Origin of the sequence: Rheinheimera mesophila, from assembly GCF_000986865.1 — a bacterium.
Taxonomy (GTDB): Bacteria; Pseudomonadota; Gammaproteobacteria; order Enterobacterales; family Alteromonadaceae; genus Pararheinheimera; species Pararheinheimera mesophila.
The window spans coordinates 12,521-37,565 of the sequence record NZ_LAVS01000015.1 but is presented as its reverse complement, the minus strand read 5'-3'; the positions used below and the strand labels follow the sequence as shown (position 1 = coordinate 37,565).

Annotated in this window: 25 protein-coding genes and 1 pseudogene; 12 read left to right on the top strand and 14 right to left on the bottom strand. The window is 47.8% G+C overall.

Going from position 1 to position 25,045, the window contains the following annotated elements; all coding sequences use genetic code 11:
* Positions 1 to 31: 31 nt before the first annotated feature.
* Positions 32 to 670 (top strand): stringent starvation protein SspA, encoded by a 639-nt coding sequence (sspA, locus tag SD53_RS07760; protein ID WP_046519659.1) that lies wholly within the window; start codon positions 32 to 34, stop codon positions 668 to 670.
* On the top strand, positions 670 to 1,122 hold the full coding sequence (locus SD53_RS07755) for a ClpXP protease specificity-enhancing factor (RefSeq protein ID WP_206539915.1): 453 nt from the start codon (positions 670 to 672) through the stop codon (positions 1,120 to 1,122). The genes sspA and SD53_RS07755 overlap by 1 nt, the downstream gene beginning before the upstream one ends.
* Before the next feature lie 18 nt (positions 1,123 to 1,140).
* Here the strand turns inward: SD53_RS07755 and ilvY are convergent, their stop codons facing one another.
* Positions 1,141 to 2,049 carry an HTH-type transcriptional activator IlvY gene (ilvY, locus tag SD53_RS07750; RefSeq protein WP_366246846.1) on the bottom strand — a complete coding sequence of 303 codons (909 nt, stop codon included), beginning with the start codon at positions 2,047 to 2,049 and terminating at the stop codon, positions 1,141 to 1,143.
* A gap of 147 nt (positions 2,050 to 2,196) precedes the next feature.
* On the opposite strand from ilvY, the gene ilvC reads away from it, so the two are divergent.
* The 5 genes from ilvC to SD53_RS07730 all read left to right on the top strand — a co-directional run bounded on the left by ilvC (position 2,197) and on the right by SD53_RS07730 (position 6,576).
* On the top strand, positions 2,197 to 3,672 hold the full coding sequence (gene ilvC, locus SD53_RS07745; RefSeq protein WP_046519658.1) for a ketol-acid reductoisomerase: 1,476 nt from the start codon (positions 2,197 to 2,199) through the stop codon (positions 3,670 to 3,672).
* Positions 3,673 to 3,756: 84 nt separating this feature from the next.
* Complete coding sequence (locus SD53_RS18590; protein WP_125060846.1) at positions 3,757 to 3,951, top strand: hypothetical protein; 195 nt, start codon at positions 3,757 to 3,759, stop codon at positions 3,949 to 3,951.
* Positions 3,952 to 3,962: 11 nt separating this feature from the next.
* Positions 3,963 to 4,391 carry a methylglyoxal synthase gene (locus SD53_RS07740; RefSeq protein WP_046519657.1) on the top strand — a complete coding sequence of 143 codons (429 nt, stop codon included), beginning with the start codon at positions 3,963 to 3,965 and terminating at the stop codon, positions 4,389 to 4,391.
* A gap of 89 nt (positions 4,392 to 4,480) precedes the next feature.
* Positions 4,481 to 5,545 (top strand): YjgN family protein, encoded by a 1,065-nt coding sequence (locus tag SD53_RS07735; protein WP_046519656.1) that lies wholly within the window; start codon positions 4,481 to 4,483, stop codon positions 5,543 to 5,545.
* A complete protein-coding gene (locus SD53_RS07730; RefSeq protein WP_046519655.1) occupies positions 5,545 to 6,576 on the top strand; it encodes a M48 family metallopeptidase in 1,032 nt (343 codons plus the stop codon). Before SD53_RS07735 ends, SD53_RS07730 begins: the two co-directional genes overlap by 1 nt.
* Positions 6,577 to 6,589: 13 nt before the next feature.
* On the opposite strand, the gene SD53_RS07725 is transcribed toward SD53_RS07730, so the two are convergent.
* Positions 6,590 to 7,597 carry a zinc-binding alcohol dehydrogenase family protein gene (locus tag SD53_RS07725; protein WP_046519654.1) on the bottom strand — a complete coding sequence of 336 codons (1,008 nt, stop codon included), beginning with the start codon at positions 7,595 to 7,597 and terminating at the stop codon, positions 6,590 to 6,592.
* Between the two features lie 96 nt (positions 7,598 to 7,693).
* On the opposite strand from SD53_RS07725, the gene SD53_RS07720 reads away from it, so the two are divergent.
* Entirely contained in the window at positions 7,694 to 8,599 is a 906-nt protein-coding gene (locus SD53_RS07720; protein WP_241481775.1) for a LysR family transcriptional regulator, read from the top strand.
* A gap of 19 nt (positions 8,600 to 8,618) precedes the next feature.
* Positions 8,619 to 9,206, top strand: a complete 588-nt coding sequence (locus tag SD53_RS07715; protein ID WP_046519653.1) for a GNAT family N-acetyltransferase — start codon at positions 8,619 to 8,621, stop codon at positions 9,204 to 9,206.
* A 56-nt stretch (positions 9,207 to 9,262) separates the two neighbouring features.
* On the opposite strand, the gene SD53_RS07710 is transcribed toward SD53_RS07715, so the two are convergent.
* The gene (locus tag SD53_RS07710) at positions 9,263 to 10,003 is read right to left on the bottom strand and encodes a DedA family protein (protein WP_046519652.1); all 741 of its coding nucleotides are present in this window, start codon (positions 10,001 to 10,003) and stop codon (positions 9,263 to 9,265) included.
* A gap of 197 nt (positions 10,004 to 10,200) precedes the next feature.
* Between SD53_RS07710 and SD53_RS07705 the strand changes: the two genes are divergently transcribed.
* Positions 10,201 to 12,294, top strand: coding sequence for a TonB-dependent siderophore receptor (locus SD53_RS07705; RefSeq protein ID WP_046519651.1), 2,094 nt, complete (start codon positions 10,201 to 10,203; stop codon positions 12,292 to 12,294).
* Positions 12,295 to 12,310: 16 nt separating this feature from the next.
* Complete coding sequence (locus tag SD53_RS07700; protein ID WP_106693141.1) at positions 12,311 to 13,447, top strand: acetyltransferase domain-containing protein; 1,137 nt, start codon at positions 12,311 to 12,313, stop codon at positions 13,445 to 13,447.
* Positions 13,448 to 13,454: 7 nt separating this feature from the next.
* On the opposite strand, the gene zapE is transcribed toward SD53_RS07700, so the two are convergent.
* The 4 genes from zapE to SD53_RS07680 all read right to left on the bottom strand — a co-directional run bounded on the left by zapE (position 13,455) and on the right by SD53_RS07680 (position 18,792).
* Positions 13,455 to 14,576, bottom strand: a complete 1,122-nt coding sequence (gene zapE, locus SD53_RS07695) for a cell division protein ZapE (RefSeq protein ID WP_046519649.1) — start codon at positions 14,574 to 14,576, stop codon at positions 13,455 to 13,457.
* Complete coding sequence (locus SD53_RS07690; protein WP_046519648.1) at positions 14,573 to 16,606, bottom strand: S9 family peptidase; 2,034 nt, start codon at positions 16,604 to 16,606, stop codon at positions 14,573 to 14,575. Before SD53_RS07690 ends, zapE begins: the two co-directional genes overlap by 4 nt.
* A gap of 612 nt (positions 16,607 to 17,218) precedes the next feature.
* The gene (locus tag SD53_RS07685) at positions 17,219 to 17,482 is read right to left on the bottom strand and encodes a DUF3297 family protein (RefSeq protein WP_046519647.1); all 264 of its coding nucleotides are present in this window, start codon (positions 17,480 to 17,482) and stop codon (positions 17,219 to 17,221) included.
* A 146-nt stretch (positions 17,483 to 17,628) separates the two neighbouring features.
* Complete coding sequence (locus SD53_RS07680) at positions 17,629 to 18,792, bottom strand: MFS transporter (RefSeq protein WP_046519646.1); 1,164 nt, start codon at positions 18,790 to 18,792, stop codon at positions 17,629 to 17,631.
* 275 nt (positions 18,793 to 19,067) lie between these two features.
* Here SD53_RS07680 and bamJ point away from each other — a divergent pair, with 275 nt between their 5' ends.
* Positions 19,068 to 19,538, top strand: a complete 471-nt coding sequence (bamJ, locus tag SD53_RS07675; RefSeq protein WP_046519645.1) for a BamJ family beta-barrel-assembly machinery protein — start codon at positions 19,068 to 19,070, stop codon at positions 19,536 to 19,538.
* 206 nt (positions 19,539 to 19,744) lie between these two features.
* On the opposite strand, the gene SD53_RS07670 is transcribed toward bamJ, so the two are convergent.
* The 7 genes and pseudogenes from SD53_RS07670 to arsJ all read right to left on the bottom strand — a co-directional run bounded on the left by SD53_RS07670 (position 19,745) and on the right by arsJ (position 25,034).
* Positions 19,745 to 20,119: a VOC family protein gene (locus SD53_RS07670; protein WP_046519644.1), complete on the bottom strand. Its 375-nt coding sequence runs from the start codon at positions 20,117 to 20,119 to the stop codon at positions 19,745 to 19,747.
* 16 nt (positions 20,120 to 20,135) lie between these two features.
* Entirely contained in the window at positions 20,136 to 20,558 is a 423-nt protein-coding gene (locus tag SD53_RS07665) for a hypothetical protein (RefSeq protein WP_046519643.1), read from the bottom strand.
* Positions 20,559 to 20,653: 95 nt separating this feature from the next.
* Positions 20,654 to 21,037, bottom strand: a complete 384-nt coding sequence (locus tag SD53_RS07660) for a glutathione binding-like protein (RefSeq protein ID WP_366246847.1) — start codon at positions 21,035 to 21,037, stop codon at positions 20,654 to 20,656.
* Between the two features lie 15 nt (positions 21,038 to 21,052).
* A pseudogene (locus SD53_RS18940) lies at positions 21,053 to 21,145 on the bottom strand (glutathione S-transferase N-terminal domain-containing protein); the annotation flags it as partial.
* A gap of 170 nt (positions 21,146 to 21,315) precedes the next feature.
* Positions 21,316 to 21,849 (bottom strand): DinB family protein, encoded by a 534-nt coding sequence (locus tag SD53_RS07655; RefSeq protein ID WP_046519642.1) that lies wholly within the window; start codon positions 21,847 to 21,849, stop codon positions 21,316 to 21,318.
* 93 nt (positions 21,850 to 21,942) lie between these two features.
* Positions 21,943 to 23,709 carry a DUF885 domain-containing protein gene (locus SD53_RS07650; RefSeq protein ID WP_052749301.1) on the bottom strand — a complete coding sequence of 589 codons (1,767 nt, stop codon included), beginning with the start codon at positions 23,707 to 23,709 and terminating at the stop codon, positions 21,943 to 21,945.
* A gap of 128 nt (positions 23,710 to 23,837) precedes the next feature.
* Complete coding sequence (arsJ, locus tag SD53_RS07645) at positions 23,838 to 25,034, bottom strand: organoarsenical effux MFS transporter ArsJ (RefSeq protein WP_046519641.1); 1,197 nt, start codon at positions 25,032 to 25,034, stop codon at positions 23,838 to 23,840.
* Between the last annotated feature and the right edge of the window lie 11 nt (positions 25,035 to 25,045).

The following is a 25,045-nucleotide window of genomic DNA, read 5'->3' as shown; positions in this document are numbered from 1 at the left end:
TTTGTATTTATGCTTGTAACCGGAGGATCCTATGGCAATTTCTGCCAACAGACGCGCTGTGATGACCTTGTTTTCAACAGCCAATGACATGTACTGTCATCAGGTCAGAATGGTATTGGCGGAGAAAGGCGTCACAGTAGATATTATGCAGGTCAGTACAGATTGTCTGCCTGAAGATGTCTATGAGGTCAATCCTTATGGTTCTTTGCCCACTCTGATGGACAGAGATTTGGCTTTGTTTAAAGCCGATATTATTAACGAATACCTGGACGAGCGTTTTCCGCATCCTCCTCTGATGCCGGTGTATCCGGTTGCCCGTGCTAATGCCCGTCTGATGATGCATCGTATCGAAAAAGACTGGTATGCTTTAGCCGAAAAAATTCTGCAGGATGGCCCTGACGCTGCGCTCGCCCGTCGTGACTTGCGTGAAGGCTTATTGGCTATGGCGCCGTTGTTTCAGGAACATCCTTATTTTATGAGCGACGAGTACAGTCTGATTGATTGTTATCTGGCGGCCTTGCTCTGGCGCTTGCCTTTGTTTGGCATTGAACTGACAGGGGCTGGCAGCAAGTTACTGCAAAGTTACATGACCCGTATTTTTGAGCGGGATGGGTTTCAACAGTCTTTAACAGAAGCTGAGCGTGAAATTCGCCGGGGACGTGGTTACTGATGGATATGACGTCAAACAAGCCTTACTTAATCCGTGCCTTTTATGAATGGATAGTGGATAACAACCTGACTCCGTATCTGGTGATCAATACCAGCATCAAAGGCTGCAAAGTTCCAACTCAGCACATACAGAATGGTCAGATTGTACTGAATATTTTGCCTTCCGCCGTTGGCAATATGCTGATGGGCAATGAGGTGATTACTTTCAATGCCCGTTTTGGTGGTAAGCCTTTTGCACTGACAGTTCCTGTCAAAGCAGTGTTGGCTATTTATGCCCGCGAAAATGGGGCTGGCACTATGTTTGAAGCAGAGGAAGACACAGAAGATGAACTTCATCAGCCGGAGTTTAGAGCTGACGAAGAACCGCATCAAGACGGCGATATGCCACCGGACAACGAACCTACCGATCCAAACAAAGGTAAAAAAGTTTCTCACCTTCGTGTGGTGAAGTAAGGCCGAATAGCATCTGAGTTAAATCAGCTCAGATGCAACCTGCCAAAACGCTCTTAATAGCGGCTCATGTAAGCGTTTTGATAAGGTACATAAACCCAAATCAAAAGGCGCAAATTCATCGCCTTGGGTTAAATACTTTACCCTGTCCCGCGCTGGACTTTGTTGCGCCACTATAGCGGGCACCAACGCCACCCCGGTGCCTAAAGCCACCATACTGACCATAGCTTCATGTCCTTCTACCTTCGCCACTACCTTCGGCTCAGCAATGCGGGTTTTACGCCATAACTCAAAGCGGCTGCGCACCGGGCCATGCTCAGGCAAAATAAAAGGCACTTGCTCCCAGGGAATAGGACTTTGACTTAATAAATCATTGGTTTTGCAGGGGATCACAGGAGCTATCAGTTGCAGTGGTACTTTAGCTATGCTGCGAAAAGCCATATTCAGCGGAAAATGTTCGGGGTATACCGCCAATGCTATATCGGCTTCGTCTTGTTTTACTTTCTCCAGCGCTGCTGAGGCATCGCCAGTAATCAGCTTAATTTCTGCCAGAGGGCAGACTAAGCGGAATTTATCCAATATGGCCGGCAGGTGACTGAAACTGGCTGTGACAGTACAAAACAGCCGGATCTCACCGCTTAAGGACGCGCTGGTTTCACTTAAATCAATTTGCAACTGATGCCATTGTTCCAGATAATTTTTCACAAAGCTTTGTACTTTTTGACCTGCCAATGTCAGCCGTACAGAGCGATTATCCCGTTGAAATAACTCGACATTCAGTTCTTGTTCCAGGCGCTGGATCACCCGGCTTAAGGTCGATGGGCTGACATACATCTGCTCGCTGGTACGGGCAAAGTTCAGGCTGCTGGCCAGATGCAAAAAAAGCTGTGCATTACGGATATCCAATTGGGTCTGAATCCTTCGTTGCATAAAGTGAAATGCTGTATTGTGAATATATCACTTCACGCAATCATTGCACTGTTTTATTCTCAATCGCATCAAAACAGTGCATGACTTTTCTGCACTGTTACGCTGAGCGCAACTGGTCGCCAGCTAAAAGAATGGTCAGGATTTGCTATGAGTAACTACTTCAATACATTGAATTTGCGTCAGCAGTTAAAACAGTTAGGTAAATGCCGTTTTATGGCCAAAGAAGAGTTCGCCAAAGGCTCTGATTTGTTAAAAGGCTGGAAAGTAGTGATTGTAGGTTGTGGTGCTCAGGGTTTAAATCAAGGCCTGAACATGCGTGACTCTGGCTTGGATATTTCTTATGCCTTACGGGCTGAAGCCATCGCCGCCAAACGCAAATCGTTCCAGAACGCCGCTGACAATGGCTTTAAGGTAGGGACATACGAAGAGCTGATCCCAACCGCAGATTTAGTATTAAACCTGACGCCGGATAAACAGCATACGTCGGTAGTGAAGGCGGTGATGCCATTGATGAAACAAGGTGCCACACTGGCTTACTCGCACGGTTTCAACATAGTGGAAGAAGGCACACAGATTCGTAAAGACATCACAGTGGTGATGGTGGCGCCTAAGTGTCCTGGCACTGAAGTACGTGAAGAATACAAACGAGGTTTTGGCGTGCCAACGCTGATTGCTGTGCACCCTGAAAACGACCCTAAAGGTTTAGGTTTAGAGATTGCCAAGGCCTACGCTTCAGCAACAGGCGGCGATCGTGCCGGTGTACTGGAGTCGTCTTTTGTCGCCGAAGTGAAGTCGGATTTAATGGGTGAACAAACCATTTTATGTGGCATGTTACAAACCGGTTCTATTCTGGCGTATGACAAGTTAGTGGCCGAGGGTGTAGAACCAGGGTATGCCGCCAAGTTAATCCAGTATGGCTGGGAAACTGTGACCGAAGCCTTAAAGCACGGCGGCATCACTCATATGATGGATCGTTTATCGAACCCGGCGAAAATCAAAGCTTTTGATTTAGCGGAAGAATTAAAAGGTACTTTACGTCCACTGTTCGAAAAACATATGGACGATATCATCAGCGGCGAATTTTCCCGCACCATGATGGCCGACTGGGCCAATGATGATAAGCAGCTGTTAGGCTGGCGGGAAGAAACCCGTCAGTCTGGTTTTGAGAATGCGCCTGTTTCCAGCGAACAAATTCCAGAGCAGGATTATTTCGACCGCGGCATTTTGTTTGTTGCTATGGTCAAAGCCGGTGTTGAACTGGCGTTTGAAACTATGGTTGCTGCAGGTATTGTTGAAGAATCGGCTTATTACGAGTCCTTGCATGAAACGCCGTTGATCGCCAATACCATAGCGCGTAAACGTCTGTATGAGATGAATGTAGTGATTTCAGACACTGCTGAATACGGTAACTACCTGTTCAGTAACGCTGCAGTGCCTTTGTTGCGCGATTTCGTCAACAAATTAAGCACTGAGTATATTGGCAAGGGCTTAAGCTCTGCTGCCAATGGTGTAGACAACATTCGCCTGATTGCTGTGAACGAAGCAATACGCCAGCACCCTGTCGAGCTGGTGGGTAAAAAGTTAAGGGGCTATATGACCGCGATGAAAAAAATCGTCGGTTGATAGGCTAACCCAAAGTACCGAGTTTTTACGTGGACCTTGGTTGTTTGCCCGGCTTTGCCGGGCTTTTTTTATTCGCAGCCATCCATGGCGCTCACCCTGTCGGGCCATCGTCGCTTTGCTCCGATGTTCAAAATCGCTCCGGGCGATTTTGTTACCTTCGTACTTGCAGCTTATGCTCCTTGGGACTCGATTGCTTGCCGCCTGGCTGCAACAGCAGTTACTTTGGTAAAGTGTCCTGAAATTTATGCAAAACTCAGTGTATGCTGGCAGCAATCTTAAGGGGGAAATCAGTGAAAACTATAGCTTTAGTAGCGCATGATGGGAAAAAGGCCGAATTGCTGGCTTGGGTCAAGCAACATGCAGATTTTTTTCAGGATAAACAACTGGTGGCGACTGGTACTACAGGTCGTTTACTGAGCGAGGCGTTACATAAAGACGTGTTATGTCTGGCCAGTGGCCCATTAGGCGGCGACCAGCAAATTGGCGCTTTAATTGCGGAGCAAAAAATTGACTGGCTGGTGTTTTTTTGGGATCCATTGTCGTCTCAGCCGCATGATCCTGATGTTAAAGCGCTGATCCGTCTAGCTGTGGTATGGAATATTCCGGTGGCTTGTAACAAAGCAACGGCAGATTTTATTCTGACTTCAGCATTAGTAGGGCAGGACTATCAGCGCACAGTGCCTGATTTTTCCAGTCATAACAACAGGTTGACAAAGTAAATAAACTGTTTTGCTTGGTAACAGGATGTTGACAATAATTCCTGTTTTGGTTTAACTAGCACAGGTTATTTTTTACAGGACAATTTGATATGGATATTCATCATTCAACTGCAGCAACTGAAGTCAGTTCAGCTCGCCGCTCAAAAGTGCAATTTTCAGGTCGTGGTGCGGAATTTTTCGGTATTTGGATAGTGAATGTGCTGCTGACCATAGTCACGCTTGGTATTTACAGCGCATGGGCTAAGGTGCGTACTACCCAGTATTTTTATGGGCACACCAAGGTAGATGGCCATAGTTTTCGCTACCTGGCTACACCCATTCAGATCCTCAAAGGCCGCATTATCGCTGTGATTATTTTTGCGCTGATTTCTGTCTTGAGTGCCTTCAGCCCTGTGTTTGGTCTGATAGCTGCTTTGGTGTTCTTAGTTGCATTGCCCTGGTTAATGGTGCAAGGACTGAAGTTTAATTTACGCATGACCAGCTATCGTAATGTGCGATTTGGCTTTCATGGTACGTATGGCCCGGCTTTTATCTATTACCTGCTCCTGCCGTTTTTGTGTATTTTTACTTTGTATCTGGCAATGCCATGGGCTCTGAAAAAGTTGGATCATTTTGTTTTCAGTAATATCAGTTTTGGCGGAAAACAGTTTGAGGTGAATACGCAAACCTCAAACTATTTCCAGGCATTTTTTGTTGCCTTAGGCGTAGCCATAGGTCTGGGGATCGCCTGCGGCATAGTCGCTGCCGTTTTAGGTTTTTCGATGCCAGAGCCGGAAGCCGGATTTAGTCTGGCGATATTGCTGCTGTACATCGCTTACTTTGGCGTTTTTATGCTGGTTGGCGCTGTCTATCAAGCCATGATCCGCAATCATTTGTTCAACTCTACGGTCTTACCAGACACAGCAGAACTGCACTCCAATCTGGACGCTGTTGATTTGGTCTGGGTAACCACGACAAATATGATGCTGATACTTTGCACTTTGGGTTTAGCTTATCCCTGGACTAAAGTTCGAATCGCGGCGTTGCTGGCATCTGCCACCGAAGTGACAGTGTATCCGGCGGCCGACCGTCTGACTGATCCGTTACAACAGGATTCATCTGCTTTTGCTGAACAAGCGGCCGATCTGTTTGACGTAGATTTATCCCTGACCTGATGCAGATTGTCAAAGGAACATTTCAGTATGCCGCCAGCACAGAACACTGTGCTGCGCAACTGCATTTAACTGAGCAAGGGCAAGTGTTGTTGTATGCGGAGCATGACAATACATTGCTACTGGACAGCAGCAAAGAGAGCTATCAAGTGGCTGAGGTATTGCCCGGTTTACCTGCTGAATTACTATTTGACAGTGGCGCGGTATTCTCGCCCGCCGATCCTCAATGGCGCTGGCCGAAAAGTCGACGTCAGAATCTGACACTGCAACTGGAAACCAGTAAATCGCTGATTGTGTTGTCAGTGATCGCCGTGCCCATACTGCTTTGGTGGCTCACCACTGTCGGTTTGCCAAAAGCTGCGACAGCCTTAGTGCCCTGGATCCCGCTTGCTGTTGAAGAAAGTATTGGCCAGCAGAGTATGCAGATGTTTGACCGTACTTTGTTGTCTGAGTCAGAACTAAGCCCGCAGTTACAACAGTCGATTCGCCAGCAGTGGCAAAGCGCCCTTGAGCAGTTGCAATTAAGCAGCGGTTACCGGTATCAGTTGCATTTTCGCGCCAGTAAACGATTGGGTGCTAATGCTTTTGCATTACCAGGTGGTTACCTGACTATCACGGATGAACTGGTAAAACGTCTTGAAACACAACCCGATGCTATTCTGGCCGTGCTACTGCATGAAGTTGGGCATGTTGAACACAGGCATGGTATGAAGCTGGCGGCACAAGCCACCGCCAGTACTATCGTAATGTCGGTCTTATTCAGTGATCTGGAAGGGGTGACAGAGGCGGTATTAGGTACAGGTACTTCGTTGGTTCAATCCGCCTTCTCCAGAGATATGGAGCGTCAGGCGGATTATTTCTCTACTCAATCCTTGTTAAAATTAAACAAGTCACCTCAGGCTTTTGCCGAAGCCATGCAGGCTTTGACTAAAGATCAGCCGAAAGAGGAGCTGATGCCCTGGCTGGAGTATTTGAATTCACATCCGAATACCAAAGAGCGGATAGAAAAGGCCACACAACAAGCGCAGCCTTAAGCTGAACTCTGCTTTAAAAACCAGTTAAGACCAGTTTACCTATGGCCTGGTGGCTTTCGATCAACTGATGGGCTCTGCGCAGATTTTCGGCGTTAATTGTGCCAAAATCTGCACTTAGGGTAGTTTTTAGCTGCCCCGCATCCACCATATCTGCAACCTGTTGTAAGAGCTGCTGTTGAGCAATCATATCCTCGGTTTGATACAAAGAACGGGTAAACATCAGCTCCCAGTGCAACGACAGGCTTTTGCGTTTCAGTTGGCGCAGATCAATAGGTTCGGGATCGTCTATCAGTGCCAGTTTGCCCTGAGGTTTAATCAATTCAATAATATCCTGAAAGTGATGGTCGGTATGAGTCAGACTTACTACATAATCGACTTCAGGTAAGCCTAGTGTTTTCAACTGTGCTGCCATCGGCTTTGTGTGATCCAGCACTACATCTGCACCCAAGGTTGTTACCCATTCACGGGTCTCAGGTCTGGAGGCTGTAGCAATGATCTTTAACTGAGTCTTTTGCCGTGCCAGTTGCAACAACACTGACCCCACGCCACCCGCTGCACCAATAACTAACAAAGATTTAGCTTTGCTGTTGTGTTCATTCAGTTCAAGCCGGTCGAATAACAGCTCCCATGCGGTAATGGCGGTTAAAGGTAAAGCGGCGGCTTGACTGAAACTTAAGCTTTTTGGCTTGTGGCTGACAATACGCTGGTCTACCAGCTGAAACTCGCTGTTCGATCCTGGCCTATCAATGGCACCGGCATACCAGACTTCGTCGCCTGCTTTAAAATCTCTGACGGCACCACCCACCGCGACCACCACACCAGCAGCATCCCAGCCTAATACTCTCGGCTGACCCTGTGGGTCGGCATTACGGCGGATCTTGGTATCGACCGGATTCACGGATACCGCTTTAACTGCCACCAGCAAGTCGTTATCGCCTGGTGTCGGAGTAGGCAGCTCTGTGTCGTATAGAGACTGCGGGTCTGTTGCTGCTAAATTTTGGCTGTAAACTATGGCTTTCATTTGAATACTCCATTGGATGAACAGCGCTAGTGTAAAGGGTGAGACTCTTTAGAAAAATATGCTAAATTTGAATTCAGTTTCAAAATTATTTTGATAATGATGCTCAGAACCGACGATTTACAACTTTTTGTACTGACCGCTGATTTAGGCTCCATTTCGGCGGCTGCGCGTGAGCTGGGTTTATCGCCTGCACTGGCTAGTGTGGCATTAAAACGGCTTGAGCAGCAGCTAAATAGCCAACTGATTCTGCGCTCTACCCGCAGTTTGAGGTTGACCACAGCAGGTATGGCTTATCTGGATTATGCCCGTCAGGCTATGCAGTTGCTTGGGCAAGGCCAGCAACTGTTGCAACTGGGCAAAGAGCAGTTATCCGGCGAGTTGACCTTGTCTATGCCGTCAGATGTTGGCCGTAACAGCATGGTCTTCTGGCTGGCCGAATTCCAACGCCTGCATCCGAAATTGCAGCTCAAGTTAAGGATCAGTGACAGACTGGCTGATTTGGGGCGTCAGCCTGTGGATCTGGCGATACGCTATGGTCAGCCTAAGGATTCTCAACTGATTGCTATGCCTTTGGTGCCGGATAATCACAGGGTGCTTTGTGCTGCCCCTGACTACATTGCGCGCTTTGGTGCTCCCGAACGACCAGAAGATATTAATCAGCATCAGGTGTTGCAACTGGTGTTGGGGGAGGCTGTGCACAGCAAATGGCAGTTCTGGCGACACGGGCAGTTACAACAGGTACAGGTGCGGGGCGCTTTGGTGGCGGACGATGGCGATGTAGTACGGCGCTGGGCTGTGGCAGGTTTAGGTATTGCCTATAAATCCCGTTTGGATATTCTGTCTGACTTAGACTCGGGTGCTTTGGTGAAGTTATTACCGGATTATCAAACCGAACATGCCCCTTTGTATTTGCTGGCGGTGCAACGCTTGTCGTCTTCCCCAGTGCTGCAGGCATTATCAGAGTTTTTGCTGCAAAAGTTACAACAGCGGTGGCAGGGTTAACTGCAAAGGATAAAAATACATGACATGGTTAAAGAATGAGGTTTTAGAAGGCGAATTTGTCCGGCTGGAACCTATGGCGTTATCGCATATAGCAGATTTGCAGCAAGCCGTGGCTGATGGTGAAAGCTGGAAACTTTGGTATGCCATGGTACCAACAGTGGACGAAATGCCTGCTTATGTGCAAGAGGCGTTAGCCGGTAAAGCCCAGGGCGATTCACCTTATGTCGTGCGTTGCAAAGCCACAGGTAAAATTGTGGGGACCAGTCGTTATTATATGGTCGATGCACAAAACAGAAGAGCGCTAATAGGCTACACCTGGTATGCCGGATCTGTCCGCCGCACTGCTATCAATACAGAATCTAAGTTTTTGTTATTAAATAATTTATTTGAAAATCATCAGGCCATAGCTGTGGAGTTTCGCACCCACTTTTTTAACCACAGCTCACGCAAAGCCATAGAGCGTTTAGGTGCCAAAATGGATGGTATTTTACGACAGCATATGATTTTAAAAGATGGCTCAATCCGGGACACTGTGGTGTACTCCATCATCGCCTGCGAATGGCCGTCAGTCAGACGGCATTTGTGGTCGAAATTAGGCAGGGACTAAGGCGTGAAATCTAGCATGCTATCGCCACGAAGTGGCATTGCATCCTGAACACAGGCTCAAAACATCAATCCAGATAACTCTTTTAAGTACAACGGAGTAGCCGGATGTTGGCTAAGTTGAAAAAATAAAACAGCCGCCAGGAACAGACTGACTAACGAGCCCCAGAACCAGCGCCGATCAGGTGTAGCCTGCTCTTTGTGCTGTAAATACTTTTTCAGTAAATAACTACTCACTACCGCCAACAATACTGAGCCTGCCAGCAAGCTGTAAAACAACGCCAGATTGGTGCCTTTCAGTTGCCAGGCTACGCCAGCCAAAATACCCGGCAGAAAATAAGCAATAGGCCAGAGCACACAAGCCAGAGTGGCTGCAGGAAAATAACGGGATGGCGATAACTGTAACATGCCAGCTAACAAAGGTAGCAAAGGTCGGCTTGGGCCGATAAAACGTCCGGCCACTATGGCCAGCCAGACATTGTTTTCTAGAGCTGCACTGATTTTATTCAGCTCTTTTTGCTGGCGCGATAACCAGTTCCAGCTCTCCAACTGCGGTCTGAACTTACGTCCGGCCAGATAAGACAGTGAATCACCGACTAAACCTGCTAATGCAGCAACCAGACAGGCAGTCCAGAAGCCCATTTGTTCAGCTCCAATCAAAACGCCAAAGCTAAACATCAAGGCTGTGCCCGGGACCAATAAACCCAACACGGCAACAGATTCTGCAAAAGTCAGCAAAAATAAAATCAGCAGGGCATAAGCCTGATACTCAGTTAGTAGCTGCTGTAACCATTGTTCCATCTGTCACTCACATCAATTGAAAACCTGTTCTTTACGCAGTATCGGGGCTTTGATGGCCTTATTCAAGCCGGATAGCCGTCAGAATCACAAGCAGATCAGATAAATCCTGTTGGTTCACGGCGATGTTATATTGTATCATTTCATCTTAACTAGAACGATTCAGCTTATGCTTCACAGTGATTGGACCCCAAAACATCATGCCAAGCCCGCATTTTAAACTCTATTTTGTTCTGACATTTATTGGCGTGAGTGCCTCTGTTCCTGTAGTGGCAGCCGCGGAGCAGATTGAGCGGATCGAAGTGTTGTATCGTCAGGCTTATCGCGGCGATATTCCTGCCCAGTCTTTACCTCAGTCAATTAGCGTGATCGATAAAGATTTGTTACAAGACAACGCCTTCACACGTTTTCAGGACGCTCTGGATTTCTCTGCCAGTATCTCCCGGCAGAATAACGGTGGTGGTTTATGGGATAGTTTTTCGCTACGAGGTTTCCCCGGTAATGAAAATATGCCATCCGGTTATTTAATTAATGGCTTTAATGGTGGCCGGGGTTTTAGTGGTCATCGCGACTTATCCAATGTCGAATATGTGGAGATTTTAAAAGGCCCAGGTTCAGCATTGTATGGTCGTTCAGAACCTGGTGGCACTATCAATGTCGTCACCCGCAAGCCACAAAAACAGCAGGAAGGTTATCTACAGTTTTCGACCGGGCGTTTTGATCAGCACAGAGTCGAAGCCGATTACACCAACGGTATCAGTGACAATGTTGCGGTGCGTATCAATGGCGCTGTGCAGGATTACGGCAGCTTCCGCGATTACGTCACGAGTAAAAAACAGGTGTTTACTCCGTCAGTGCGTATTGAGCTGGATGATAAATCCGCCTTGTTATACGAGTTCGAATATCTGAGGCAGGAACAGTTATTTGACCGCGGCCTCGTGGTATTAAACGGTGATTTTAATACAGTGCCTCGTTCGCGTTATTTAGGTGAACCAGGTGACGACCCTACAGAAATTGAAGCCACCGGCCATCAGTTATCTTATGAAACCAGCCTAAGCGATGACTGGTCATTATTAGCAGGTTTCGGTTATCGCGACTCCACATTAAACGGCTTTTCGTCGGATGCGGAGTTAGCGGCGGCTCGTCAGTCGTTGTTTGATGATGGTAAAACCCTCACTCGTCAGCGTCGTTACCGTGACTATCAGGCCGAAGACACCTCAGTGCGTTTTGAATTCAGTGGTCACCTCACCACTGCCGGTATTGTACATCATCTGCTGCTAGGCGCTGATGCCTACGATTATGATTTATATACCTTATTGTCACGGTTTCGTAGCCCTAAAGGCACTTACGCTTTAGATATTTTTAATCCTGTGTATGGCGGTGCAACCACAGCACCTTTGCCTTTGTATGAAAATCAGGAAAGCCAAACAGCCTGGGGTGTCTATCTGCAGGATCAAATGGATTTAACTCAACACTGGAAGTTATTACTGGGCCTACGGTTTGACGATTATCAGCAGGATATTCAGGAATTGCTCAAAGCCACCCGCTCAGAAAAAAGCGGCACGCAAGTCAGCCCTCGTATGGGGTTGGTGTATGAAGTTAACTCAGAGTTAAGTTTTTACAGCAGCTACTCTGAAGGTTTCCTGCCATTAAGCGGCACTGATTATGCGGGTAACCCTTTTGAGCCAGAGCGCAGTCACTCTTATGAGGTGGGTGCTAAATTCACCATTTCTGGTATCACAGGCACAATGGCATTTTTTGATGCGAAAAAATCCAATATCCTGACTTCAGATCCGGTCAATGTGGGGTTCTCTGCCACTTTAGGGGAAGCCACCAGCCGGGGTATTGAGCTGGATTTACAAGGCTCACTTACAGAGCAGCTCTCCGCTCAATTGTCCTATGCCTTTTTAGATACCGAAACTGCCAACGATATGGTGAACCTGGAATGGGGCGTCAATGTGCCGGCTGGTAGTCGGCTGGTGAATATTCCTAAACACAATGCCAGCCTGATGCTGACCCAGTTGTTACCAATGGGGTCGGTCGAAAGCCGCTTAGGGCTCAAGGTGAATCATGTCGCCAAGCGTTTGGGCGATTCAGTCGACAGCAGTTACAGGCTGCCGTCCCACACTTTAGTTGGCCTGTTTTGGACTGCTGATCTGGATCAACACTGGAAGGCTCAACTGAATATCGACAACCTGTTTGATAAGTTCTACATCCATAACTCCTATTCAGCGCTATGGACAGTGCCGGGTGAGCCGCGTAGTTACAAAGTGAGCCTGACTTATGCTTTCTAATTCAATGGGTGGGGAAATGACTATCCGTAGCCGCATTCAAAGTATCGATATGATGCGGGGTTTGGTGATGCTGATTATGCTGCTGGACCATGTGCGGGAGCGGTTTTTTTACCATATGCAGGTGTTGGATCCGATGGATTTGGATGCGACATCCACCAGTTTGTTTTTCAGTCGCTTTGCTGCGCATTTATGTGCACCGGTATTTGTGTTTTTAACAGGTTTGTCGGCCTGGTTGTATGCCAATCCGGCCCAGGGCCCGGCACGATCCCCGCGCAGCTTTTTGCTAAAAAGAGGTCTGTTTTTAATAGCGCTGGAAGTCAGCATTATCAATTTCTCATGGATGGGTTCTTATCAGACCATTTGGTTACAGGTAATTTGGGCTATAGGTGTCAGTATGGTGGTGTTGGCGCTGCTCAGTCAGTGGCCAAAAACTGTGTTGGCCTTGTTAGGCTTTGGTATTGTGTTTGGCCATAACTTGTTGACACCCGTCAGCGTTCAGCCGGGTGAGTGGGGCTATAGCCTATGGACTATTTTGCATGACCGTAACTTTTTAGTCAGCGAAGGGGCTGTGAAAATTAAAGCCAGTTATCCGGTTTTACCCTGGATAGGGGTGATTATTCTGGGGTATCTGGCAGGGCCCTTATACAGTAAAACTATGTCTGCACAGCACAGAGGTCGCTTGTTGTTACAATTAGGAGCAGGTTGTCTGCTGCTCTTTGTGGTGCTGCGTGGTTTTAATATCTATGGCGAAACTTTAGATTGGCAGCTCTATCCGGATTTAATCACCAGCCTGATGTCGATCCTGAATCTGACCAAGTATCCGCCCTCATTAAACTATCTGCTGGTGACGTTGGGATTGATGTTTTTACTGCTGTTTGCGTTGGAAAAACCGCAAGGCAACTGGAGGCAAATTCTGGTGAATTTTGGTTCAGCACCGATGTTTTTCTACATCCTGCATTTGTATGTATTGCTGGTGCTGTATCGGATTGTATTGGCGGTGTGCGGCCCTAATCAGGGAGAAGGCTTTGGCATGGAACATATGGGGTGGGTTTGGTTGACTACAGTGCTGTTAGCTGTCGCTTTGTATCACCCCACCAAGTGGTTTTCTTTGTATAAAAAACGTAGCCAGCAGGCCTGGATCCGTTATTTGTAAATCAGTATCAGCTAGTCGCTGCGCTCTGGCTTAGCTTGGCCGCAGCAAGCTGCCACTGCTGCATTTCATATAAACGTGACTCACAGCGGGCAAAAGCAAATTCAAGCTGTTTGGCTTGATACAGCTCTGAAATCGCCACTGCAGAGCTTAGTAGTAACAAGCAGCCTCTGTCATAGCACTCGTCCACCAGAGCAATAAAACGCCGCGCTTCATTGTCCAGCTTGCTGACAACTATATTCTGATGTTCACGTTGATAACTGTCTTCTACGCCATGCAAAATGGCCCTGTCCGACACCGCATTAAATTGCGGTACATTCTGCACAGCGATCGCCTGAAAGCGACTGGCCAGTTGCATATAATCCAGTTGGCTGCGTGGCCCTGAGCAGAGCGCCATAAAATCAAAACCTATGATCTGGTCGTTACTCCATAAAGCCGGAAAACTGCGCCCCAATAAAGCAAAGTCGGGCAGGGGCTGTACTTCACCAAATAGCTGTTCTGCCTGCTGTTTTAACTGTACCGCAGTAACGCCTTGCAGGTAATAGCGCATCGGGCTTTGGGTGAAGCGCCGGTAATCTATGCCGTTATCCAAGGTGATCACTGTGCAATGCTTTCGCAGCAAATCAATGGTTGGTAAAAAACGCTGACGCTGCAAGCCATTTTTATACAGCTCTTCTGGTACAGCATTGGACGTAGTCACCAGCACTACCCCACACTGAAACAAGTAACGCCATAAGGTGCCAAGTAACATGGCATCGCCTATATCGTTCACAAAGAACTCGTCAAAACACAGCACTTTGTACTGCAGTGCCCAGTCTTTGGCGATGTGCAATAAGGGGTCAGCTTCACCCTGATGCTGCTGCAGTTCCTGATGTACCCGAGCCATAAAATGATGAAAATGCAGCCGGATTTTGCCATCACAGGGTAACTGCTGATAAAACAAATCCATCAGCATGGTTTTACCACGTCCGACAGGGCCATGTAGGTATAAGCCCAAAGTCGGCTGGCCGGAACACAACTGATCCGCGATCAGTTGCAGCGCTAACACTGCCTGATATTGGGGCTCGTCATACAACAACAGGCCCTGTTGGACCTGTTGCTGATAAAGCGGTCTTAAGGAGTTCGAACTCAATCTGTAGGGCCTGCCGGTACATAACGCTGCAGCCAACTGATAAATTCGTTAAACCAGAAAATAGAGTTATTAGGTTTTAAGATCCAATGGTTTTCATTCGGGAAATACACTAAACGAGCATCTAACCCCTTGCCCTTGTAGACACCATAAATCTCCAGCCCCTGAGTCACAGGCACACGGTAATCCTGCTCACCATGCATAATCAGCATAGGGGTGACGAACTTATCGGCAAACAAGGCCGGGTTCCATTGCTGCATCACCTCTAAGCCACTCCACGGCGCTCCGCCATACGCATGTACCCTGTGTGTCGTTGAGTCTGAAGCAAACTGGCCCATCAGGTTATAGACACCGGCATGGTTAACCAGGGCTTTATAGCGGTCAGTGTGACCAGCAATCCAGCTCACCAGATAACCACCATAACTACCGCCTGCCGCCGCTAAACGGGAAGCGTCAATAAAACCACGGGACAGCATATAATCCACTGCAGCTTCACTATCCATAAAAGGTTTCACCGGATGCTCGCCATGAATGGATTCCGCAAAAGCCTGACCAAAACTGGTGGAGCCGTGAAAATTCGGCTGGATCACCACATAACCTGCAGCGGCAAAGACCTGGGTATTCCAGCGATAACTAAAACTGTCGCCTGAATAGCTGTGTGGCCCACCATGCAATACATTCAGCAAAGGCCATTTTTTGCTTGGGTCAAAGTTCGGCGGATAAGTGATATAAGCCTGCACCAGTTTGCCATCTGCTCCGGCAAAACTGACATCTTCTGTTTTGCCCCAACTGATACTTTGCTGCAGCTCGGTATTCAAACGGCTCAACTGCTTTAAGGTGCGGCCTTTATTGTCCAGCGCATACACCTCAGGCATCTGCTGCATGCTGTGCTGCACCAGATAGACTTGTTGCTGTTGGCCGATTTGTACCTGACTAATATCTGCCTGCCGTAAAATTTGCTTCACCTGTCCACCGGCCAAAGGCATGCTGTACAAGGCGGATTTGGCTTTATCCGCAGCCTGGAAATACAAAGTGCCGTTGTTGCCAAACTCCCAGTCATCGACCGAAATATCCCAATCTTTGGTCAGATTAGTTTTTTGCTGAGGTTTAAAATCAAAGCGGATTAACTGGTTATTATCAGCAGTAAAAAAGGTGCTGCGCTGTGCACCATAAACCAGACTTTTGCCATCAGGGCTGAATTTCGGGTTATTGTCACTGGCCGGGTTGTCGGCTGTGATATTAACAAACTGACCTGAACCATCGGTTTTAATCAGCAAAATATCGTGATTGATCTGATCAAAAGGGGGAGCACTGGTCACAGCGCTGACAGCAATCTGACGGCCATCGACAGAAATATCAAATTCAGCATCGCCATTTAAACTGAACCAGCGATCCCAACCCGGCGTTAAGTCAGCAATTTCACCTGTGTGAATATTGATACTGAATAAATGCGGATAGCTGTCATCTGTCAGCCAGTGATCCCAGTATCGGTAGACTCTGTTTTCGGTAACCCGGGCTGTGACTTTATTGTCTTTTTTCTGTTTGAGTTGTTCGGCTAATGCAGCAAAGTCACCATTAAAACCTTTAGGTACATGGGCCAGAAACAAAATCCGCTGACCATCCGGAAACCATTTCGGTTGCTGCACAGCAACAGGTAACTTCGTTAAGGCTTTGGCTTCACCTCCGGTTAAAGGCAATAAAAACAGTTGATTATGTTCATTGCCTCGTTTGGAGACGAACACCAACTGGCGTCCATCCGGGCTCCAGGCAGGGGCAGAGTCTGAATCCGGGTGTTGAGTTAAAGCGGTCAACTGTTGAGTGCGTAAATCCAGAATATGAATATCGGCATTGCCTTTATCGGCGGCCAGATCGTAACGGGTCACAGTCAACGCCAGTTGCTGGCCACTGGGTGATAAGGTCATGGCCCCAGGGCGCGCTACCTGCCATAGATGTTGGGCAGTTAAAGGTTCAGTTGCAGCCTGAGCAGCACCTGCCGCTACAAGCATCATCAGAGCCGAAAAACTAAATCTCATACAGACTCGCCTTTGTTCAATCAAAGCAATAAGTTGACGCTAGCATAGGCCAGCAGCGCTATAAATAAAACCCTGATGAATGGAGGAAAATTCAAGATTAGACCACAAGTCACAGTACTTTCTGCTTCAATCGAATAACAAGTGCGACTTGAGTGAAGTTACCGATAAATATTATTTAACTTATTGATTTGTATGATCAATGTTGAGGTGTGGCTCATGCTGTTTTGTAACGGTTTGTAATTGAAGAGTGTAAAATTAGAGTGAATAAACGTCATGTTTACCTAACAATAAATTTTTCAGCCCGGAACTAAAATAGTCTTTACGTGCAGGTCAGGTATTGAGTTACTCGAGTATTATAATTACTCAGGTGTACCGCACAGGCATACAGCTTTAAAGCTTTGATAGTCATTATTTTTATGCGTATTGATTTATTCAGACTAAAACGAGAGGACAATAAAGATATGTTCACCATTGTTACTTCGTTCTGACGCAGTACAGGATTATTGTCTCTGATCCAAATTTTCAGAGACAATCTCACCAGCATATTGCTGGGGCAGGATTTCTCCCCGCCCGCCCCCTGTTCAAACCAAAGTTTGAGCGGGTTTTTTGGTTTTAACGATAAAAAGCTTCGACTTTACCTTTCAACGTCATCAGTAAAGGCTGGCCACGACGATCCAGTGCTTTGGCGGCAGCCACTTTCACCCAACCTTCGCTGATGCAATATTCTTCCACATCAAAACGCTCTTTACCGTTCAGACGAATACCGACGTCATATTGAAAAATTGCGGCGACATAATGTGGACTGCGTGGATTAATGCAAAGACGATCCGGTAAATCCGGCCGTGCTGCTGTGTCTTGCGTTGTGGTTTCCGTCATGGCTCTGGCCTGTAATCAATAAAGTGTGCGCCATTGTAGGCAAAGCCAGCAGAGTGCTCAAGAGTCATGCAGCGAAAGCTGCAACTCAGCCTGAGATTGAACTGCCTGGCAAGCTGACCCAGTCCGCTCTGCTGAAGGAAGAAACACTACACCCGCACTCGGATAGACAGCAAGGTAGCCATAGCAATCAGCACGGCGATGCTGTAGAGCGCCACAGGTAAGCTGAAGTGCTGAGCTATCTGGCCGACACTGGCAGGCCCCGCCAATACACCAATGTAGCCCAGGGTTGAAACTGCAGGTACTGCAATGGCTTGTGGCATGCTGGTTTGTTTACCTGTGGCTGAGAACATAATAGGTACCACATTGGCGCAGCCTGCACCCACCAAGGCATACCCTGCTAAAGCCCAGTACATATCCGGCGCTACTATCGCAAAAAACATCCCGGCACTGGCCAGCAGACCGCCTAAAGTTAACATCAGCCGGGCGCCCAGACGTTCTGTTAACTGATCGCCGGTCAGTCGGCCCAGGGTCATAGTGATGGAAAAACAAAATAACCCGAGCACAGCTTTGGAATGAGACGCCTGCTGGTACTCGGTTAAATACACACCACTCCAGTCTAAGACAGTGCCTTCGGCCAGAAAGAACGAAAAACAGATCAGGCCAATTAATAACACCGCACCGTGTGGCAGCGCAAAAGCCGGGCCTTCTTTTGGATTGGCAAAAGGTAACAGCCCTTTGTGAAAGACCAGTAACGAGGCCATCATTGCCAACCCAATCAGTACACAGGCATGAAAAGCACTGATGCCTGAACTTAATAAAACCACCATCAGGCCAGCTCCGGCAATACCGCCCAAACTGTAAAAGCCATGAAAGCCAGACATCAGGGTTTTGTTGGCCCTTTTTTCCACCAGAATAGCCTGAATATTCATCACACAATCTGTGGCACCGATACCAAAACCAAAAGCAATCAGCAAAAACACCAGTTGCATGGTACTGCCAGCCAGTGGCAGCAGCATCAGCACCACAGAAAATACACATAGCGTCACCAGCATCACCAGTTTGCAGCCCAGCCGCGTTGCCACTGCACCCGCTAAAGGCATAGACAAAATAGCGCCCATACCTAAACACAACAGCAATAAACCCAGGGTGCCGTCGTCTATGCCGGTATTGGCCTTAATAATTGGGATAATGCCGGCCCAGGCCGCTGTGGCTAAGCCTGAGCAAAAAAACATCGCTTTGGTGGATACCACTTCGTTGCCGTTATCCGGCTGACAAACAACAGATGGATCTACAACACTGTTATTAGACATGAAAAAACCTCATGGATGATTCAACACCAGCCCTGCAGGAGTGAGTATGGTTCAATTGCCTGTTACCAAGAAGGCCGGCTGGTATTCTGCACGATAGAGCCTGTTGGTGAGTTTGGAGGCGGATTCTGCGTTATTTCAAGTTGAGACACCAGTGAAAAACCACAACTGACAGCTTTGTCAGGGCAAGCGGCTTTTTTGTAAAAGCAGCAAGTTTTGACCATCTGCTGCATTAACCCTAAGATAGCTAATCTTTTATTTGACTGATCGGACTCACCATGAAAATAGCGTTAATTATCTTAGTTATTGCCTGTATCGCCTATTACTTTTACAACAACGCCAACAACCAAAAAGCCGCGGCGCTGAATCTGGAAAAAGGTAGTGCATTTTTGGCTGAAAACAGTAAAAAAGACGGCGTAAAAACCACAGCTTCAGGCCTGCAATATGAAGTTTTGCAAAGTGGCAACGGCGAAACTCACCCAAGCGCCAGCAGCACAGTGCGGGTGCATTACCACGGCACTTTGATTGACGGCACAGTATTCGACTCCTCAGTTGAGCGCGGTAAAACCATTTCTTTCCCGCTCAACCGCGTGATCCCCGGCTGGACCGAAGGTGTGCAGTTAATGAAAGTGGGCGATAAATTCCGTTTTTATATCCCGTCGAATCTGGGCTACGGCAACCGCAGCGCAGGCAAAATCCCGGCCGGTTCAACCCTGATTTTTGATGTAGAGTTGTTTGAGATCCAATAAAATTGGGAGGAATGATGCAACAAAATAGCCCTTTTGACGTTGTAAAAAGTGTTCCGCTTTATAGTTTCATAGCAATCCGGTGTTTATAAAACAGGTTCAGGACTAAGAGCAAAGCGGCTTAATCTTTAGTTTTAAAGTTGGCCTTGAACGCTCTCGTTTTGACTATGCCGCGTGCTTCTTGCCTTTGCTTCAGGTTATTACTGTTTTCAGCGCTTTTCTTCCATCAGGCCTATTAAATTACCATCCGGGTCTTTCAGAAACGCTATCCATAGCTGATGATCCGACATCTGGGCTGCAAGCTGCGGCGCTCTCTCACCAGTGGCGCCACGCTGCAGAGCTGTTGTATAAAACTGCTCTATGTTTGTGGTTTGAAAATAAGGAATAGAGTTTTTGCCGACTTCACCTGCGCCTTGTGGCGTACTGAGCATCAGGCGGGTTGCGCCGCATAGCACAAACGCCAGTTGTGCTGTCGGCGCAAACAGAAACTCTAAACCAAGCACCGCAGTGTAAAAAGGCAGAGCCACCTGCACATCGTTGACTGTGATACCCAACTGGCCTAAGCCTGTGATGTTATGCTGCATAACGGAGTCCGCCCTTTTAGTTCTGTTGCTGAACACGCTGGCTACACCAAATCGCCAGCCAGGCCATCGGCAGATAAGCCACCCACAGATCCAGTGTGATAAACCAGAGTGGTGCCGGGATCATCAGGCTGGCCGCTATACCACCACATAGGAAAAATACACCAATCGCATAAGCAAAACGGTTTTTGTAACTGGCCGCTATCAGGTATGCGACAAAAGAGCCAACCAAAGTACCCAGAGCATGCGCCAGAAAAGGCATGACAAAATGTTTGGGCTCAAATAAGTCGATAGCCAAACTCAGGCTTTCGGTGTTTGTTACATCGACGCCCGCAGGTGGAGCAATAAGCATAGGGCTGATGCTGATCAGCGCCATATTGACGGTCGCACCAAGCAGGATCCCCAATACAAGAGCGAGCAAATTTCGAAACATTTTCAGCATGGTTGTGCTCCGCAGGGACATGGTCAGCATTTAAGTTAGATGAGTTATGACCGCAGAGCAACATAAGTCCAACCCGGTGAAGGCAGTAACTGGCTTTATGGGATGCCGTTACAGCCAAAGGTCTGAAAAGCCGGACGCAAACTGAGTTGTTGGTAATAAGCGGCTACAGCGGGCAATTCAGGTTTTTCTATCGGAGTCATCAGCCATCTGTTCACCGACAGTCCTAACACTATATCTGCCAGGGTAAATTCAGCGCCGGTAATGTACGCCGCTGTTTTCTCTAATGCTGCGTTCAGTATCTGCATCTGCTTATTCCAGGCATCAATACTATTCGCAACTGCTGCGACATCAGAAAAAGCCGGGCTTTTTCTAACCAGATGCATAAAAGCGTAACGCCATGAGTTATTCAGTTCTGTACTTTGCCAGTCCATCCATTGTTCAACCAGAGCTCTTTGTTTGGGCGAGTCGGGCAGCAGCACTTTGTCAGGGTACTGTGATGCCAAATACCTGCAGATGCTATTGGATTCCCACAACACAAAATTGCCATCCAGCAACACGGGCACCAACGCATTCGGATTCAGAGCTTTAAATGCTGCTGTTTCAGTGGATTGGAAGCCTGATCCCTATTCTTCCTGTGCGTAGCTTAAGCGAAGCTCAGCGCAAGTCCACAGTACTTTACGTACATTGATGGAGGAGGATTTACCTAAGATTTTTAGCATAGCCATTGCTCAGTCCGAAGATTAGGGGCGTAACGCCGTTATTCGTTATCAATCAGCATCAGCAAGTCGGTGACACCAGCATCCAAACCCATTTGAGAAAATAAGGTGGTCAATTGACCGCGATGATGAGTCTGGTGATTAAACAGATGCTGCATGACCGAAGCTAACTTCTTTTGCATCAGCTCGCCTTTGATATTTTTGTAGCTCAATAGCTGCTGTAGTTGGGTTTCATCCATCTCAGCGACAAAAGCTAAAATCAGGCAATCAACATGCTGACGGGCCTGATAAAGCTGGGTAAAGTCCTGATACAGCAGTTGGTCCAGAGCTGTTGGCAGAGGCAACTGCTTTAATGGCAATAAAGAGTGGGGCTGAGTGGCCAATTGGCTGCATCTGTTAAGCCAGATTAAATCTGCCACCAGCAGGTGATTCAGAGTACCAGCCACAGAGCCAAAAAAAGCGCCTCTGTTATGCACCAGTTGATCGGCAGTGAGGGTAGAGGCCAGTTGATACAGCTTGTTATTCATCCACTGGTTGTAGCGGGCGAGTAAGCTGAAGTTGTGGTGTAGTGACATAACAGGTCCTTTTTCCTCAGAGCCAGATCGACTGCGTTATTCAAGATCCAAGGCCTGATCCGCAATGAAAGATCAGGCTCCCGTGAAAGGCGCTTACTGAGCAGCAGCCCTGGCAATAAAACGATCCATCTCGGTCTGCAGAATTTCCAAAGGCAAAGCGCCATTGGCTAACAGGGCATCGTGGAAAGCACGCAGGTCAAATTTATTCCCCAGTTGCTGCTCGGCTTTGGCGCGTAGCTGACGGATTTTAATTTCGCCCATTTTGTACGACAGCGCCTGGCCAGGCCATGAAATATACCGATCCACTTCAGCTCTGACATTGGCCTGTGACAACGAGGTATTGCTGGACAGGAAATCCAGCGCTTGTTGACGGCTCCAGCCCTGCGAGTGAATACCTGTGTCTATCACTAAACGACAAGCGCGCCACATTTCGTAACTTAAGCGGCCAAACTGTTGATAGGCATTGTCGTAGACGCCCATCTCCACACCAAGACGTTCAGCATACAAACCCCAACCCTCGCCATAAGCGCTTAAATATAGGTTACGGCGAAACTGCGGTACATTTTCCAGTTCCTGCGACAAGGCATTTTGTAAATGATGACCCGGCACAGCTTCGTGCAATGTTAAGGCCACCAGCTCGTAGAGTGGGCGTTGGTCCAAAGCATGGGTGTTCAGCCAATAAGCGCCGCCGCGGATGCCTCCTATCGCGGCAGGGTTGTAAGATGCTGTGGTGTAGTTTGGGGCTATCTCATCTGGCACAGGCACTATGCCGTAGGGCAGGCGGGGCAATTTGCCAAAAAACTCCGGCAGCCGGTAATCAATACGTTTGGCGATATAAGAGGCTTCTTTTACTAATTCTGTTGGGGTTTTGGCATAAAACTGCGGGTCGGTACGCAAAAATTTGGTGAAGTCGCTGAAGCTGCCTTTAAAGCCGGTTTGTTTAATCAGTGCGTCCATTTCAGCGCGGATCCGTTTTACTTCGGCAAGGCCAATGTTGTGGATCTCGGCCGGGTCCATGTCCTCGGTCACATAGGTATTGATGCTATGGCGGTAATAAGCTTTGCCTTGGGGCAGTTGTTCCGCCGCTAAACTTTCAGTGGCGGCTTTCATATAGTCACCTTCCAGGAAATCGGCTAAACGGGCAAAAGCGGGTAAGGCTGTTTTTGCAATAGCTTGTTTGGCGGCCTGCTGTAATTGCTGTTGTTCTGCTTGCGAAAATGAGGCCGGGAATTTTTTAAACGGCTGATACAAACTGCTTTGCGTCGGGTCTTTATAAACCTGAGCCCGCACCGTCGGCGCTATCCCCTGTACGACAATTTTTGGTAAAACAAAACCGTCCTGAATACCAGTACGCATATTGGCGATATTTTCATCAAAGTAGCGGCCAAAGTCATTAATGCGGGCAATATAATCCTGATAATCCGTCACTTTAGGCATAGCCAGGCCACTGCTGGCATCTAAAGCACTACTCCAGAAACTGTAAAAAGTATTGGCCGGAATACGGTCGAGGAACAGCGTATTGGACTGAATGGAGTTACGCAGCACCCAAGCCAGCAGTTGATGGTTGACTCTGTCCGCGTCTGTCAGTGCTTTTGTGTCTATCGCCTGCAGGCGCTGTAATAAAGTTTGTTCAGCCTTTAGCCGACGGGCTCTGTCTTTGGCTGTTACACCAGGCAGTCTGTTATTGTAACCTGCTAAACCCATACGGCCTGCGGTAACAGGGTCTTCCTGCAGGCTGTATTGCCAATGATCATCAATGACTTGTTGCAGTTGCTCTGTTGCTGTAGCGGCTAAGGCGACGGGCGTCAGCCACAGTAGAACGAGGGTAAAAAAAGACAATAGTTTGCGGGACCTTAACACAGGGTATCTCCAGACAGATGGATCAGCTTATTTTTATAGCTTTACCTTAGCATGAGCCCTTGAGCTAGTGGCAACTTCTAACCCGGCATTTAAACGCTACACCGCATTCCTTAGGCATTAGTCCGCAATTAGCTTTTCGCCTTAGGCAAAAAGCAGGACAACAGCACTGTCGCCAGTATAAAGCCGCTGGACCAATACAGGCAGGCTTCCAGGCCCTGAGTCTGATACAAATAACCGGACAACAGCGTGCCAATTAAGCGGCCCATGGCGTTGGCCATATAATAAAAACCTACATCCAGTGAGACTCCGTCGGCTTTGGCGTAGCTTACAATCAGATAGCTGTGCAAGGATGAATTGACCGCAAAAACAGCGCCGAATAGCAGCAAAACAGACACTAACAGGGTTTCAGTCGGGAAGGGCAGAGGTAAAAGTTTGGCCAAAAGCGCCGGGATCAGGCAAAGGACAAAGGCCCAGCCGACTGCAGCCCAACGGCCCGGAACTTTGCCTGACTTCTTACCTGTAATAAATGGTGCCAGACTTTGCACCAGGCCATAACCAATAATCCATAAGGCCAGAAAAGTACCTATAGCTTGTTGGCTCCAGGCCAGTTGCTGCGCTAAAAACAGCGGCAGGGCGATGACAAACCATAGATCCCGTGCGCCAAATAAAAACAAACGGGCCGCAGATAACAAATTCACCGGGCCACTTTTCGACACCATGTCTTTAAATTTGGGTTTGTAACTGCTTTTGCCGAGGTCTTTTTTCAACAACACCAAACTTAATAACCAAACCAGAGCTAAAGCGCTGGCCATCACCGCCACTGCGCCCTGAAAACCGACTTGTGTCAGTAAAAAACCACCGATGAAAAAACCAAAACCTTTCAGTGCATTTTTTGAGCCTGTAAGCACCGCAACCCATTGATACAGCTTGCTTTGGTTGTCCTCTGGCACCAGTAATTTAATGGAGCTTTTGGCGCTCATTTTATTTAAGTCTTTGGCAATCCCAGACAAGGCCTGAGCCGCCATCACCCAGGGCACTATGAGCCATTCTGCAGGCACCATTAACATCGCAAGCGCTGCTATTTGTAAAAACAGCCCAATATTCATGGTTTTATTCAAACCCATACGGGCGCCCAGCCAGCCACCAAACAGGTTGGTCAGCACACCAAATAACTCGTAAAACACAAACAAAGAAGCGATTTCCAAAGGGCTATAGCCGAGTTTATAAAAATGCAGCAGCACCAACATGCGCAAAGCGCCGTCTGTCAGGGTAAAAGCCCAGTAGTTGCCTGTGACTACAAGATACTGTTTGATAGCTGTCTGCATTTTATTTGTCC

Excerpts from the sequence above, each read along its gene's own strand:
- ilvY (WP_366246846.1), bottom strand. The coding sequence starts at position 2,049 with ATGCAACGAAGGATTCAGACCCAATTGGATATCCGTAATGCACAGCTT.
- SD53_RS07730 (WP_046519655.1), top strand. The coding sequence starts at position 5,545 with ATGCAGATTGTCAAAGGAACATTTCAGTATGCCGCCAGCACAGAACAC.
- SD53_RS07700 (WP_106693141.1), top strand. The coding sequence starts at position 12,311 with ATGACTATCCGTAGCCGCATTCAAAGTATCGATATGATGCGGGGTTTG.
- SD53_RS07735 (WP_046519656.1), top strand. The coding sequence starts at position 4,481 with ATGGATATTCATCATTCAACTGCAGCAACTGAAGTCAGTTCAGCTCGC.
- SD53_RS07670 (WP_046519644.1), bottom strand. The coding sequence starts at position 20,119 with ATGCAGCATAACATCACAGGCTTAGGCCAGTTGGGTATCACAGTCAAC.
- SD53_RS07725 (WP_046519654.1), bottom strand. The coding sequence starts at position 7,597 with ATGAAAGCCATAGTTTACAGCCAAAATTTAGCAGCAACAGACCCGCAG.
- arsJ (WP_046519641.1), bottom strand. The coding sequence starts at position 25,034 with ATGCAGACAGCTATCAAACAGTATCTTGTAGTCACAGGCAACTACTGG.
- SD53_RS07715 (WP_046519653.1), top strand. The coding sequence starts at position 8,619 with ATGACATGGTTAAAGAATGAGGTTTTAGAAGGCGAATTTGTCCGGCTG.
- SD53_RS07690 (WP_046519648.1), bottom strand. The coding sequence starts at position 16,606 with ATGAGATTTAGTTTTTCGGCTCTGATGATGCTTGTAGCGGCAGGTGCT.
- SD53_RS07705 (WP_046519651.1), top strand. The coding sequence starts at position 10,201 with ATGCCAAGCCCGCATTTTAAACTCTATTTTGTTCTGACATTTATTGGC.
- SD53_RS07680 (WP_046519646.1), bottom strand. The coding sequence starts at position 18,792 with ATGTCTAATAACAGTGTTGTAGATCCATCTGTTGTTTGTCAGCCGGAT.
- ilvC (WP_046519658.1), top strand. The coding sequence starts at position 2,197 with ATGAGTAACTACTTCAATACATTGAATTTGCGTCAGCAGTTAAAACAG.
- SD53_RS07755 (WP_206539915.1), top strand. The coding sequence starts at position 670 with ATGGATATGACGTCAAACAAGCCTTACTTAATCCGTGCCTTTTATGAA.
- SD53_RS07665 (WP_046519643.1), bottom strand. The coding sequence starts at position 20,558 with ATGCTGAAAATGTTTCGAAATTTGCTCGCTCTTGTATTGGGGATCCTG.
- sspA (WP_046519659.1), top strand. The coding sequence starts at position 32 with ATGGCAATTTCTGCCAACAGACGCGCTGTGATGACCTTGTTTTCAACA.
- bamJ (WP_046519645.1), top strand. The coding sequence starts at position 19,068 with ATGAAAATAGCGTTAATTATCTTAGTTATTGCCTGTATCGCCTATTAC.
- SD53_RS07720 (WP_241481775.1), top strand. The coding sequence starts at position 7,694 with ATGATGCTCAGAACCGACGATTTACAACTTTTTGTACTGACCGCTGAT.
- SD53_RS18590 (WP_125060846.1), top strand. The coding sequence starts at position 3,757 with ATGGCGCTCACCCTGTCGGGCCATCGTCGCTTTGCTCCGATGTTCAAA.
- SD53_RS07710 (WP_046519652.1), bottom strand. The coding sequence starts at position 10,003 with ATGGAACAATGGTTACAGCAGCTACTAACTGAGTATCAGGCTTATGCC.
- SD53_RS07655 (WP_046519642.1), bottom strand. The coding sequence starts at position 21,849 with ATGTCACTACACCACAACTTCAGCTTACTCGCCCGCTACAACCAGTGG.
- SD53_RS07685 (WP_046519647.1), bottom strand. The coding sequence starts at position 17,482 with ATGACGGAAACCACAACGCAAGACACAGCAGCACGGCCGGATTTACCG.